Source organism: Streptomyces sp. NEAU-174 (genome assembly GCF_052665095.1).
In genome coordinates this window covers 1-14,568 of sequence record NZ_JBQTCE010000007.1, presented here as the reverse complement: position 1 = coordinate 14,568, position 14,568 = coordinate 1, and the positions used below count along the sequence as shown (strand labels likewise).

Genomic DNA, 14,568 nt, shown 5'->3' with positions numbered 1-14,568 from the left:
GTGTGTCACCTCTCCGTGCTCTGGTCGTCGTCTTCGGCCGCTTCCCGGGCCGCCAGGTCCGTGTCCGTGGTGGCCGCGCCCAGCGCGAGCTGGTCCTGAAGGTGCTCGGCGGCCATCGACGGGGTGGGGTAGTCGAACAGCATCGCCGCCGCGAGCTGGAGGCCGGTGGCCGTGTTGAGGCGGTTGCGCAGTTCCACCGCGGTCAGCGAGTCGAACCCGATCTCGAAGAGGGCGTCGTCCGGCCCCACCGCGTCCGGCGTGGCGTGTCCGAGGACGGCCGCGGCTTCGGCGCGGACGAGTTCGGTGAGGCGCTGGTGCCGCTGAGTCGGGTCGAGGGCGGCCAGCTGCTCGGCGAGGGGCGGGGCGTCGTCCTCGGGCTGGGCCGAGGTGTGGGCGGTGGGGCGGTGCCGGCCGCGTACGAGGGTGCGCAGCAGGGGCGGCAGGGTGTGCGGGCCGGTGTTGTTCTGGAGGGCGGCGAGGTCGAGTTTGAGGGGGACGAGGTGGGGGTGAGGGGCGGCGAGCGCGGTGTCGAGGAGGCGCATGCCGTCGGCGTCGGTCAGGGGGATGACACCGCTGTCGCGGGTGCGTTGCTGCTGGGTGGTGGTCATGCCCGCGGTGAGGGCGCTGGTGGTTTCCCACAGGCCCCAGGCGAGTGAGGTGGCGGGGAGCCCGGCGGCGTGGCGCTGCTGGGCGAGGGCGTCGGCGTAGGTGTTGGCGGCGGCGTAGTTGGCTTGGCCGGGGGTGCCGAGGGTGCCGGTGGCGGAGGAGTAGACGACGAAGGCGGTCAGGTCGTGGTGGTCCTGGGTGAGGTCGTGGAGGTGGGTGAGGGCGTCGACCTTGGGGCGGAGGACGGTGTCGAGGCGGTCGGGGGTGAGGTCGGTGAGCAGGGCGTCGTCGAGGGTTCCTGCGGTGTGGATGATGGCGGTGAGGGGGTGGTCGGTGGGGATGTCGTTGAGGAGGGTGGTGAGTTGGTCGCGGTCGGCGGTGTCGCAGGCGGTGATGCGGACGTGTGCGCCGAGTTCGGTGAGTTCGGTGGTGAGTTCGGTCGCGCCTGGGGTGTTGGGGCCTTGGCGGCTGGCCAGGAGGAGGTGGCGGGCGTTGTGGTGGGTGATGAGGTGGCGGGCGGTGAGGGCGCCGAGGGTGCCGGTGCCGCCGGTGATGAGGACGGTGCCCTCGGGGTCGAGGGCGAGGGGCTCGGGTGTGGTGGGCGGCGCGGGCGTCAGATGGGGGGTGTAGGCGGTGGCGTCGCGGAGGGCGAGCTGGGCCTCGGTGGTGGCGAGCGCGGTGGGCAGGGCTCGGTGGGAGTGGTCGTCGGTGTCGATGAGCTGGATACGCCCCGGGTGCTCGGACTGGGCCGAGCGGACCAGACCCCAGACGGCGGCCGCGGCCGGGTCGGTGACCTCGGCGGTGTCGTGGACGGCCATGGCGCCGTGGGTGAGGACGACCAGGCGGGTGTCCGCCAGTTCGGGCCGGTCCACCCACTGCCGCAGCAGCTCCAGGACCCGGGCGCAGAGCGCGTGCGTACGGTCGATGGGCCCGGTCTTCTCCGGGACCCAGGCGGACACGTCGGCGACGAGCACGGCGGGCCGCTCCCCGCCTTCCGCGATCTCCATGGCCGCCACGGCCTCGGAGACATCGGCATAGCCCGGCGGGGAGTCCGGGAGTCGGCTCTCCCCGAGCGTGGCCCACCGCGCTTCCGTGGCGTCGAGCCCGCATTCGGACCAGCCGACCGCCCACAGCGCATTGCCGCCCGACGCGGCGGACAGCGCGCGCAACTGGTCGGGTGTGGTCTCCCGGAGCTGGAGGGAGCCGATCGTGGCCACCGGAACGCCCTGCGGATCGGTGATCCGTACGCACAGCCCGTCCCCGTCGGACACCGTCGCCCGCACTCGCACCGCGGTGGCGCCCACGGCGTGGAGCCGCACATCGGTCCAGGCGAACGGCAGCATCGTGGGCCGCTCACCATCGGACTGGAAGCAGAAGTTCCCGGCGTGCAGGGTGGCGTCCAGCAACGCCGGATGGATGCCGAACCGCCCGGCGACCCCGGTCTGCTCCTCCGGCACGGACACCTCAGCGAACACCTCGTCGCCCCGCTTCCACACCGCCCGCAGCCCGCGGAACGCCGGGCCGTACGCGTATCCGACCTCGGCCAGGTGCTCGTAGAACCCCTCGATGGCGACGGGCTCCGAGCCCTCGGGCGGCCACGGCTGAGCGGCCTCGGGCGGCGGGGCCGTGGCTCCTGCGGTCAGGGTGCCGGTGGCGTGTTCGGTCCACTGCCGTATGCCCTCCGGGCGCGAGTAGACCCCCACCTTGCGGCGCCCGCGTTCCTCGGCACCGACGAGCACCTGGACATGCAGCGTGCCCTCGTCCGGTACCGTCATCGGCCGGCTGATGACCAGCTCCTCCAGGGTAGGCGTGTCCGCCTCGTCCCCGGCGCGCACCGCCAGCTCGACCATCGCCGTACCGGGGAGCAGGACGGTGCCGGACACGGCGTGGTCGGCCAGCCAGGGGTGGCTGTGCAGGGAGAGACGTCCGGTGAGCAGCACACCTCCGGTGTCGGGCACGCTCACCACGGCCCCGACCAGCGGATGGCCGGTGTCCTCCAGCCCCACGGCACGGACGTCGCCCGGACCACCGCGGTCCAGCCAGAACGTCTCGTGTTCGAAGGGGTAGGTGGGGAGCGGAATTTGGGAGGGTTGTGATCCGGTGTACGCGGTGGGCCAGTCCATTGGTGTTCCCCTGGTGGACAGTTCGGCGAGGTGGGTGAGGAAGCGGGTGGGGGTGTCGTCGTCGCGGCGGAGGGTGCCGGTGACGATGGTGGTGTTGGGGGTGTTGGTGGTTTCGAGGGTTTCTTGGATGGCGGTGGTGAGGACGGGGTGGGGGCTGACTTCGATGTAGGTGCGGTAGCCGTTGTCGGCGAGGGTGCGGATGGTGCGTTCGAATTGGACGGTTTGGCGGAGGTTGCGGTACCAGTAGTCGCTTTCGAGGGTGTGGGGTTCGATCCACTGGCCGGTGACGGTGGAGAGCCAGGGGATGGTGCCGGGGGAGGCGGTGATGTCGGCCAGGGTCTGGTGGAGTTCGTTCTTGATGGTGTCGACGTGTCCGGTGTGGGAGGCGTAGTCGACGGGGATGATGCGGGCCCTTATGCCTTGGTCGGTGTAGTGGGTGTGGAGTTGGTGGAGGGCGTCGGTGTCGCCTGCGATGACGGTGGCGTTGGGGCCGTTGTGGGCGGCGATCCAGAGTTTGCCGTGCCAGTCGCTGAGGTTGATGGTGTGGGCGGGGGCGGCGAGGGACATCATGCCGCCGTGTCCGGCGAGGTGGTGGGCGATGGTCTGGCTGCGCAGGGCCACGATTTTGGCGGCGGTGGTCAGGGTGAGGTGTCCGGCGACGCAGGCGGCGGCGATTTCACCCTGGGAGTGGCCGATGACAGCGTCGGGGCGGATGCCTACGGACTGCCAGAGGGCGGCGAGGGAGACGACGACGGCGAAGGTGGCGGGCTGGACGACATCAACGCGTTCGAGCGATGGGGCATCGGGGGCGTCGGTGATGACGTCGATCAGCGACCAGTCGGTGTACGGGGCCAGGGCCGCAGCGCATTCGTGGAGGCGTTCGGCGAACACGGGTGAGGTCTGGAGGAGTTGGGCCCCCATCCCCACCCATTGAGCACCCTGACCAGGGAAGACGAAGACCGTCTTGCCGTGGGTGGTGGCGTGGCCGGTGGTGAGGCGGGGGTGCGGTTGCCCGGTGGCGAGGGCGGTGAGAGCGGCCGTGGCCTCGTCGCTATCGGCGTCGGTTTCGGTGTCGGCGATGATGACGGCACGGTGGTCGTGGAGAGCGCGGGTGGTGGCCAGGGACCAGCCGACGTCCACCGGGCGTGCGTCCACGCCGGATTCCAGGTGGTCCAGCAGGCGTTGCGCCTGAGCCCGTAGCGCTGCCGGGGTCTTGGCGGACAGGACCCAGGGGGCGACTCCGCCGGTGGCCACCAGCCCCGGGGTGTCCGTGCCCTCGTCCACCTCCGACGCGGCTTCGGGTTCGGGCTGAGGAGCCTGCTCCAGGATGAGGTGGGCGTTGGTGCCACTGACGCCGAACGACGAGATCCCCGCGCGTCGCGGACGTCCCGTCTCCGGCCACGCCCGCCCCTCGGTGAGCAGGGACACCGCGCCCGACGCCCAATCCACCTGCGTGGTCGGTTCGTTGATGTGCAGGGAGCGCGGAAGTGTGCCGTGCCGTATCGCCAGCACCATCTTGATGACGCTGGCCACGCCCGCGGCGGCCTGGGCATGGCCGATGTTGGACTTGAGTGATCCGAGCCATACCGGCTCGTCCCCCCGGCGCTCCTGCCCGTAGGTGGCCAGGACCGCCTGTGCCTCGATGGGGTCGCCGAGGGCGGTTCCGGTGCCGTGCGCTTCGACGGCGTCGATGTCCGAGGGGGACAGTCCGGCGTTCGCCAGCGCCTGCCGGATCACCCGCTGCTGCGACGGCCCGTTCGGCGCGGTGAGGCCATTGCTGGCCCCGTCCTGGTTGACCGCCGTGCCACGGACGACGGCCAGCACCTCGTGCCCGTTGCGGCGGGCCTCCGAGAGCCGTTCCAGCAGCACAAGGCCGACGCCCTCGGACCAGTTGGTGCCGTCCGCGCCCTCGCCGAAGGACTTGCAGCGGCCGTCCGACGCGAGGCCGCGCTGGCGTGAGAACTCGACGAACGCGCCGGGCTGGCCCATGACGGCGACACCACCGGCGAGTGCCATCGTGCATTCGCCGGAGCGCAGGGCCTGTACGGCGAGGTGGAGGGCCACCAGCGAGGAGGAGCAGGCCGTGTCCACGGTCACCGCCGGACCGGTCAGCCCGAAGGTATACGACACCCGGCCCGACGCCACGCTCGTCGCGCCGCCCACCCCGAGGTAGCCCTCCAAGCCCTCCGGGGCCGCGCCCGGTCCGACGCCGTACCCCTGACCGCTGGCCCCGACGAAGACACCGACCTCCTGTCCGCGCAGCGACGTCGGCACGATCCCGGAGCGTTCCAGGGTCTCCCAGGCGGTCTCCAGCAGTACGCGCTGCTGCGGGTCCATCGACAGCGCCTCGCGCGGGGAGATGCCGAAGAAGGTGGCGTCGAACCCGCCCGCGTCGGTGAGGAAACCGCCCTCGCGTACGTAGGACTTGCCCACGGCGTCCGGGTCGGAGTCGAACAGCTCGGCCAGGTCCCAGCCCCGGTCCCGCGGGAACGGCCCGATGGCATCGTCTCCGGCGGCGACCAGCCGCCACAGATCCTCGGGGGTGCGGACGTCCCCGGGCAGGCGGCAGCCCATGCCGACCACGACGACCGGATCCTCGGCCTGGTCCGGAGCGGTCCGGTCACGCCGCACCGGCCGGGGCGTGGCCTCGGCCGTACGCCCGCCCAGTTGGTCACGCAGAAACTCGGCGGTGGCCAGGGGGCTCGGGTGGTCGAAGACCAGCGTCGCCGGCAGCCGCAAGCCGGTGGCGGTGTTGAGGCGGTTGCGCAGCTCCACCGCGGTCAGCGAGTCGAATCCCATGTCACGGAACGCCTGTTCCGGCCCGATGGGGTCGATCGTGGGAAACCCGAGCACCGAAGCGGCCTCTTCGCGGATCAACTCGACGAGCACACGCTCTTGTTGGGCCTCCGACAGTCCGGCCAGCCGCTCGACGAGACCACCCTCACCGGCCTTGGGCACCGGCCGGGCCGTACGCCGCGTCGGCCGGACCAGACCCCGCAGCAGTGGCGGGGGCTCCGTGGCCTCCGTGCCGAGGGCGGCGAGGGCGCCGAGGTCGAACCTCATCGGCACCAGCACCGAAAGGCCGGACTCCACCGACCGGTCGAACAGGCCCAGGGCCTCCGTGGTGGACAGTCCGACGATGCCCCCGCGCCGCATCCGGTGCAGATCGCCGGAGCCCAGCCCGGCCGTCATGCCACTGGTCTCCGCCCACATGCCCCACGCCAGCGAGGTGGCGGGGAGCCCGCGCGCACGCCGCCACTGTGCGAGACCGTCCAGATAGGCGTTGGCGGCGGAGTAGTTGCCCTGCCCGGGCCCGCCGAGGACCCCGGCGGCGGACGAGTACACCACGAACGCCGCCAGGTCGTGGCTGTCGTGGGTGAGGCCGTGCAGATGGGTGACCGCGTCGACCTTGGGGCGGAAGACGGTGTCGAGGCGGTCGGGGGTGAGGGCCGTAAGGATGCCGTCGTCCAGGGTTCCTGCGGTGTGGACCACGGCGGTGAGGGGATGGTCGGTCGGGATGTCGGCGAGGGTGGCCGCGAGCTGGTCTCGGTCGGCGATGTCGCAGGCGGCGATCCGGACGGTGGCGCCGAGTTCGGTGAGCTCGGTGGTGAGGTCCGTGGCACCGGGGGCATCCGGTCCCCGGCGGCTGAGCAGCAGCAGATGGCGTACGCCCCGCCGGCCGGCGAGGTGGCGGGCGACGGTGGCGCCGAGGGCGCCGGTGCCGCCGGTCACCAGGACCGTGCCCTCCGGATCCAGGGCACGGGGAAGGGTGAGCACGAGCTTGCCGGTGTGGCGGCCCTGGCTCATCCAGCGGAACGCCTCGGGAGCGCGGGTGATGTCCCAGTGCCGTACGGGCAGCGGCTCGATCCGGCCCGCCTCGAACAGTTCCACCAGCTGGCCCAGCAACTCCCGCACCCGCTCGGCAGGGGCCTCGCCACCGAGGTCGAACGCCCGGTAGACCACCCCTGGATGCCGCGCCCCGACCTCGCCGGGCTCCCGCAGATCGGTCTTCCCCATCTCCAGGAACCGGCCACCGTGGCCGAGGAGCCCGAGGGAGGCGTCGATGTGCTCGCCCGTGAGGGAGTTGAGCACGACGTCGGCGGTGGGGAAGGTGTCGGCGTAGGCGAGGTCGCGGCTGGAGGCGAGCCGTTCGGCGGGAATGCCGAGCCGGTGCAGGGCGTGGTGTTTGGAGGGGTGGGCGGTGCCCAGGACGGTGGCGCCGAAGTGCTGTGCGAGCTGGACGGCGGCCATGCCCACCCCGCCTGCGGCGGCGTGCACCAGCACCGTCTCGCCGGGCTGGACCCTCCCGAGGTCCTGCAACGCGTACAGCGCCGTCAGATAGGCCACCGGCACCCCGGCCGCCGTGCCGAACGACCAGCCCTCCGGCATCCGGATCACCGTACGCGCGTCAGCGGTGGCGAGCGGGCCGAACGAGCCGGAGAACAGGCCCATCACCCGGTCGCCCACGGCCAGGTCCCCGACGCCCGGGCCGACCTCGGTCACCACACCGGCGCCCTCGGTGCCGATCACCGACCGGCCCGGATACATGCCGAGAGTCACCAGCACATCGCGGAAGTTGAGCCCGGCGGCACGGACCTCGATCCGCACCTGACCGGACTCCAGCGGCGCGGTTCCGGCCTCGTCGGGCAGCAGCGCGAGGTTGTCCAGCGTGCCGTACTCGGGCGAGTCCAGATGCCACGACGGCTGTTCGGGCACCCGCAGGCCGGGCTCGACCCGGGCCAGGCGTGGCACCCACACCGCGCCACCGCGCACCGCCAGCTGGGGCTCGTCCCCGGACCCGGCCCACACACCGGCGGGCAGCTCGGGGAGCTCCTCGTACGTGGCATCGGCGTCCACCAGGGCCAGCCGCCCCGGGTGTTCGGCCTGGGCCGAGCGGACCAGGCCCCAGATCGCGGTGGCGGCCGGGTCGGTGACCTCGGCGTCCCCGTGCACGGCGACCGCGCCGCGGGTGACCACGGCCAGCCGCGTCCCGGCCATCGCGTCGTCGCCGACCCACCGCTGGAGCTCCGCCAGCAGGCGGCCGGTGAGCTCCCGGGTGCGCGCGGGCAGCGGCTCGGTGAGGCCGTCGGCCCACGTGCGCGTGTCGGCCACGAGGACGTCGGGAAGGGTGCCCTCGGTGCCCCCCGCTTCGCCGAGCGGCGCCCAGGAGACCGCGCCCTCCGGCAAGGCGTGTTCGCTCCAGCGGACCGTCCACAGCGCGTCATCGGCTTTGCCGCTCTCCAGCTGGGCCGGGTCCACGGCCCGCAGCGTGAGCGAGTCCACGGAGGCCACCGTCTGGCCCGAGCCATCGGTCAGCCGCACCGCGAACGCGTCGTCGCCCACCGGCCGGACATGCACCCGGACCGCGGTCGCGCCGCCCGCGTGCAGACGCACGTTGTTCCAGGCGAACGGCAGCAGGGTCACCTGTCGCTCCGGGTCGGAGGGCAGGCAGAAGCTGCCCGCGTGCAACGCGGCGTCCAGCAACGCCGGGTGGATGCCGAACCGTTCGGCCTCCGTGGTGTACGCCTCCGGCAGCGCCACGTCGCCGAAGATCTCACCGTCCCGGCGCCACGCGGCGACGAGCCCGCGGAACGCCGGTCCGTACGCGTAACCGGCGCCGACGAGCGAGCGGTAGAAGTCTTCCACCGGGATCGGCTCGGCTTCGGCGGGTGGCCACTCGCCGACCGCCCCGTCCCGCGGTGCCGGGACCTGCGCGGTGAGCGTGCCGGTGGCGTGTTCGGTCCAGTCCGTGCCGCCGTCGGCGCGGGAGTAGATCCGCACCGTGCGCCGCCCGCCCTCGTCCGCGCCCACGACGACCTGCACACTCAGGGCGGTGTCGGCGGTCAGCGTCATCGGCTGCCCGATCACCAGCTCCTCCAGCACCGGGGTGCCGGTCTCGTCCCCGGCACGCACCGCCAGCTCCACCATCGCCGTGCCGGGCACCAACACCGCACCGGAGATGACGTGTTCGCCCAGCCACGGCTGGGCCCGTACCGACAGCCGCCCGCTGAGCTGCACACCGCCCGTCTCCGGCAGCTGCACCACGGCGCCCAGCAGCGGGTGGCCCGCCTCCCCGAGGCCCACCGCGCCCACATCGCCGGACCCGGCGGCCCGCTCCAGCCAGTAGTGCTCATGCTGGAAGGCGTACGTCGGAAGGGCGACGCGCCGGGCGCCGGACCCGGCGAACAGCGCGTCCAAGTCCACCGGCACACCGCGTACGTACAGACCGGCGAGCCCGGCCAGCACCGCCTGGGCCTCCTGGACGCCCGGACGCAGGGACGGGACGAACGCCCCGTCCGCGACCGCGGCCGCCTTCCCATCCGCATCGGCATCCGGCAGACAGTCCTGGCCCATCGCGGTCAGCACCCCGTCCGGGCCCAGCTCCAGATGGGTGCGTACGCCCGCGTCGGCGAGCGCGCGGACACCGTCGAGGAACCGCACCGCGCCCCGCACATGCCGCACCCAGTACTCCGGGGTGCACAGCTCCTCGGGATCCGCGATCCCACCCGTCAGATTCGACACCACGGGCACCCGGGGCGGTGCGTAGGTCAGCCGCGACACCACCTCGCGGAACGCGTCCAGCATCCCGTCCATGTGAGGCGAGTGGAACGCGTGCGAGACCACGAGCCGCTTGGTCTTGCGGCCCTGCCGCGCCAGCGTCTCCGCCACCGCCGTGACCACGTCCTCGTCACCGGAGACGACCACGGACGTCGGGCCGTTGACCGCGGCGATGGAGGCCAGGTGCTCCTTCCCCGTGAGCAGGGGGACGACCTCGTCCTCGGCCGCCTCCACCGCGACCATCGCCCCGGTCGCGTCGAGTCGCTGCATCAGCCGCCCGCGCGCCCGCACCAGTGCGCAGGCGTCCGGCAGGGACAGGACCCCGGCCACATGAGCCGCGACCACCTCGCCGATCGAGTGGCCCAGCACATACGCGGGGCGCACCCCCCACGACTCCACGAGCCGGAACAGCGCCACCTCCAGCGCGAACAGCGCGGGCTGGGTGAACTCGGTCCGGTCCAGCAGCGCCGCCCTCGCCGACCCCTCCTCGGCGAACACCACCTCGGCGAGCGACACCTCGTCGCCCCCGCCCCCGTCCCCGTCTCCAGTGCGCAGGTCGCCGAACTGGGCGCATACGTCATCGAAGGCCCGCGCGAACACCGGGTAGTGGCCGTGGAGTTCCCGGCCCATTCCGGCGCGCTGGCTGCCCTGGCCGGTGAACAGCACCGCGACCTTGCCGGAGGCCACGGACCCGGTGACCGCCGACCTGGCGGACGCGCCCGAGGCCACCGCCTCCAGCCCCGCGACGGCCTCCTCGGCATCGGCGCACAGCACGACCGCGCGGTGGTCGTGGAGGGTCCGGGTGGTGGCCAGCGACCAGCCCACGTCCCGCACGCTGTCGGCGTCCGACTTCCGTACCTGGGTCAGCAGCCGGGCGGCCTGGGCCCGCAGCGCCGCCTCCGTATGGCCCGAGAGCACCCACGGCACGACGTGGCCGGTGGCGACCGGACCGGGCTCGGCGGGCTCCTCCGGCTGTGGGGCGGTGGTGTCCGCCGGGGCCTGCTCGAGGATGACATGGGCGTTCGTTCCGCTGACGCCGAAGGACGAGATTCCGGCGCGGCGTGCGTGTCCCGTCTCCGGCCACGCCCGCCCCTCGGTGAGCAGGGACACCGCACCCGTGGCCCAGTTCACCTTGGAGGTGGGCTCTTCGGCGTGGAGGGTCTTCGGCAGCCGGCCGTGCCGTAACGCCATGACGGTCTTGATGACACTGGCGATCCCGGCGGCGGCCTGCGCATGTCCGATGTTGGACTTCAACGACCCCAGCCACAGCGGCTGGTCCTCCGGGCGGTTCCGGCCGTACGTGGCCAGCAGCGCCTGGGCCTCGATCGGGTCGCCGAGGGCGGTGCCGGTGCCGTGGGCCTCGACCGCGTCCACATCGGCCGCCGTCAGCCCGGCGTTGGACAGCGCCTGGCGGATCACCCGTTCCTGGGACGGGCCGTTGGGCGCGGTGAGGCCGTTGCTCGCGCCGTCCTGGTTGACCGCCGTGCCCCGGATGACGGCCAGGACGTCGTGGCCGTTGCGGCGCGCGTCGGACAGCCGCTCCAGCAACACGAGCCCGACACCCTCGGACCAGGTGGTGCCGTCCGCGCTCTCGCCGAACGACTTGCAGCGCCCGTCGGGCGCCAGGCCACGCTGGCGGGAGAACTCCACGAACGCGGTGGGCTGGCCCATGACGGCGACACCACCGGCCAGCGCCATGGAGCATTCGCCGGACCGCAGCGCCTGTACGGCGAGATGGGTGGCCACGAGCGAGGAGGAGCAGGCGGTGTCCACGGTCACGGCGGGCCCGGTCAGCCCGAGCGTGTACGACACGCGTCCGGAGATGACGCTGCCGGAGGCGCCGACCCCGAGATAGCCCTCCAGGCCCTTGGGCGCCTCACCCGGACCGCCGCCGTACCCCTGGCCGCTGCCCCCGGCGAACACCGCGATGTCCCGGCCCTCCACCGACCGCGGATCCATCCCCGCCCGCTCGAAGGTCTCCCACGCGGTCTCCAGCAGCAGCCGCTGCTGCGGGTCCAGCGACAGGGCCTCGCGCGGGGAGATGCCGAAGAACGCGGCATCGAAGCCGCCCGCACCCTCCAGGAATCCCGCCTCGCGCACGTAGGACTTGCCCACGGCGTCCGGATCGGGGTCGAAGAGTGTGTCCAGGTCCCAGCCGCGGTCCTGGGGGAACGGGCCGATCGCGTCCCGCCCCTCGGCCACCAGCTCCCACAGCGACTCCGGGTCGGTCACCCCGCCCGGCAGCCGGCACGCCATCGCCACGATCGCCACGGGTTCGGTGGACTCGGCGATCAGCCGGTCGTTCTCCCGCCGCAGCCGTTCGACGTCCATCAGCGAGGTACGCAGCGCCTTGACCAGGTCTTCCCGGGACGCAGCCATGTGTACTCCTCTCCGCAACCGCGGCGTCAGTCGTTTCCGAAGGTCGTGCCGCGCATCGCCCGGCTCACCAGTTCGTCGGCGTCCAGGTCCGCGATCGCGGTGTTCTCCGCCTCGGCGGCGGTGCTCGGCTCGCTCAGACCACTCAGCCCGCCCGGCCCACCGGCCGTGGAGTCCGCGAGGCGCACCAGCGCGTCCAGCACCCCGAGCTCCTGGAAGCGGCGCAACGGCACCGAGGCAAGCACCCGACGGAGCTCCCGCTCACGGCCGTCGGCGTCGGTGGCCGCGCCGTTCGCGAGCCCGTCCACGGTCCCGTTGGCGGTCTCGGTGGCGGTCTCGTCCGCGGTGGGCAGCAGCTCCGTACGGAGCTTCCTCGCCAGCGTGGTGGGTTTCGGATAGTCGAACACCACCGTGGGGGAGAGCTGGAGACCGGTGGCCGCGTTGATCCGGTTGCGCAGCTCCACCGCGGTCAGCGAGTCGAACCCGGTGTCCTTGAACGCGCGCTCCGGCTCCACCGCGTCACCGTCGGCATGCCCGAGTACGGCCGCCGCCTCGCGCCGTACCAGGTCGGTCAGGAACGCCTCCCGCTCCGGGCCGGTCAGCTCGGCCAGGCTGTTCAGGAGCACCTCGCGCCGCGACGCGCCGCCGCCCGGCGCGTCCGCCGCCAGGATCTCGGCCACCTCGGGCAACTGCCGCAGCAGCGGCCGCTCCCGGGCCATCGTGTATCCCGGCACGAACCGTGCCCAGTCGATGTCGGCGACGATCACATTCGGCGGGCCACCGCCCACGGCACGCGCCATCGCACGCAGCGCGGGCGCCGGGTCCATCGGCAGGATCCCGATACGACGCCACTGGTCGCCGCCATCGGCGTCGATCATGCCGACGCCACCGCCCCAGCCGCCCCACGCCACCGACGTGGCCGCGAGACCCCGGGCGCGGCGGCGCTGCGCCAGCCCGTCGAGGAAGGCGTTGCCCGCTCCGTACGGGGCCTGACCGCCACTGCCCCAGACACCGGCACCGGAGGAGAACAGCACGAAGGCGTCCAGCTCCCGGTCGCCGACGAGCTCGTCCAGGACCAGCGCGCCACGCACCTTCGCCCCCGTCACAGCGGCGAACTCCTCGGCGGTCACCTCGGTGACCGGGGCCGGGGGCAGCCCGGCACCGGCGGTGTGCACCACCGCGGTCAGCGGATGTGTCCGCTCCGCCTCCGCCAGCACGGCGGCCACGGCGTCCCGGTCGGTCACATCACACGCGGCGACCGTGACCCGCACATCTGCCAGGTCCGCCACCAGTTCGGCCGCACCCGGCGCGTCACCGCCCTGCCTGCTGAGCAGCACCACATGGTCCGCCCCGTTCGCGGCGAGCCAGCGCGCCACGTGTGAACCGAGCCCGCCGGTGCCGCCCGTGACCAGTACGGTGCCGCGTGGCTTCCAGACGCTGCCCGAGCCGTCCCGGTCCCGCAGCATCCGGCGCGCGAAGAGCCCGTCGGCGCGCACCGCGAGTTGATCCTCGCCTTCTGGGGAGCACAGCGCCGCGAACAGCCCGTCCGGCACCTCCTCGTCGTCTCCTTGGGTGGGCAGGTCGATCAGGCCGCCGAAGGTGTCCGGGTGGTCGAGCCCGAGCACGGCGCCGAATCCCCACACCGCCGACTGCACCGGGTCGGCCGCCTCACCGGCCACCGCGACCCCGCCACTGGTGACACACCACAGTGGTGCGGTGACGCCGTGGTCCCGCAACGCCTGCGCCGCAGCCAGCGTCGCGGCGGTGCCCACGGACACCGTGCCGTACTCGGTGTCGGCGCGGTCGTCCCACGAGAGCAGGGACACCACCCCGGCGCAGCCGTCCGCCGACTTGACCTGGTCGCCCAGCGCCTCCCGGCTGGTCTCGGCGACCTCGACGGCCACCACCTCGGCGCCCCGCGCGGCCAGTCCGTCCAGCACCGCGCGGACCCGTGCCGAACCGGCCCGTACGGCCGGGACCAGCACCAGCCACCGGCCCGCCAGGCGCGGTTCGGCGGCGGCCACCCCGTTCCAGCCGACCCGGTACCGCCATGCGTCGGCGAGGGAGTCCTCCCGGCTGCGCCGGCGCCACGAGGCCAGCGCGGGCAGCACCGTGCCCAGCGCCGCCGCGTCCACCTCGAGGTCCCGCGCCAGGGACTGCGCGTCTCCGTCCTCGATGGCCGCCCACAGGGAGCTGTCGGCGGTCTCGGCCCGCGTCGGTGTCCTGGCGGGCTCCAGCCAGTAGTGCTGGTGCTGGAAGGGGTAGGTGGGCAGGGGGACTTTACGGGCTCCGGAGCCGGCGAAGAGGGTGGGCCAGTCCACCGGTGTTCCGGTGGTGGTGAGTTCGGCGAGGTGGGTGAGGAAGCGGTGGGGGCTGTCGTCGTCGCGTCGGAGGGTGCCGGTGATGGTGGCTTGTAGTTCGGGGTGGGTTTCGGTGGTGTCTTGGATGGCGGTGGTGAGGACGGGGTGGGTGCTGACCTCGGATGAAGGTGCGGTAGCCGTGGTTGAGGAGGTTTTGGGTGGCTTGGTGGAAGCGGACGGTGTCGTGGAGGTTGCGGTACCAGTAGTCGGTGGTGATGTGGGTGGGGTCGGCCCAGTCGGCGGTGACGGTGGACATCCAGGCTGTGTGGCCGGGTGTGGCGGTGACGCCGTCGAGTACCTGGTGCAGCTCTTCCTTGATGGTGGTGACGTGTCCGGAGTGTCCGGCGAAGTCGACGCCGGGGAGTTGCCAGCGGTAGATCTTGGCTTTGGAGAGGGTTTTGCCGAATTCGGCGAGTGCGTCGGGGTCTCCGGATACGGAGACGGAGGCGGGGCCGTTGACGGCGGCGATCCACAGGCGTCCGTCCCAGGGGGCCAGCGCTTCCTCGATCCATTCTTGGGAGGTGAGGACGGACATCATGCCGCCG

The 14,568-nt window shown here is 72.9% G+C and carries 3 protein-coding genes; all 3 read right to left on the bottom strand.

Going from position 1 to position 14,568, the window contains the following annotated elements; genetic code table 11:
* Positions 1–5: 5 nt before the first annotated feature.
* Positions 6–11,666, bottom strand: coding sequence for an SDR family NAD(P)-dependent oxidoreductase (locus ACT2CW_RS20740; RefSeq protein ID WP_445517752.1), 11,661 nt, complete (start codon positions 11,664–11,666; stop codon positions 6–8).
* Positions 11,667–11,692: 26 nt separating this feature from the next.
* Positions 11,693–13,984, bottom strand: a complete 2,292-nt coding sequence (locus ACT2CW_RS20735; protein ID WP_445517751.1) for an SDR family NAD(P)-dependent oxidoreductase — start codon at positions 13,982–13,984, stop codon at positions 11,693–11,695.
* On the bottom strand, positions 13,944–14,568 hold a 625-nt coding region (locus ACT2CW_RS20730; RefSeq protein ID WP_445517750.1), incomplete at its 5' end, for an acyltransferase domain-containing protein. The genes ACT2CW_RS20730 and ACT2CW_RS20735, both read right to left, overlap by 41 nt.

Coding starts and splice junctions, on each gene's coding strand:
- ACT2CW_RS20740 (WP_445517752.1), bottom strand. CDS start 11,666: ATGGCTGCGTCCCGGGAAGACCTGGTCAAGGCGCTGCGTACCTCGCTG.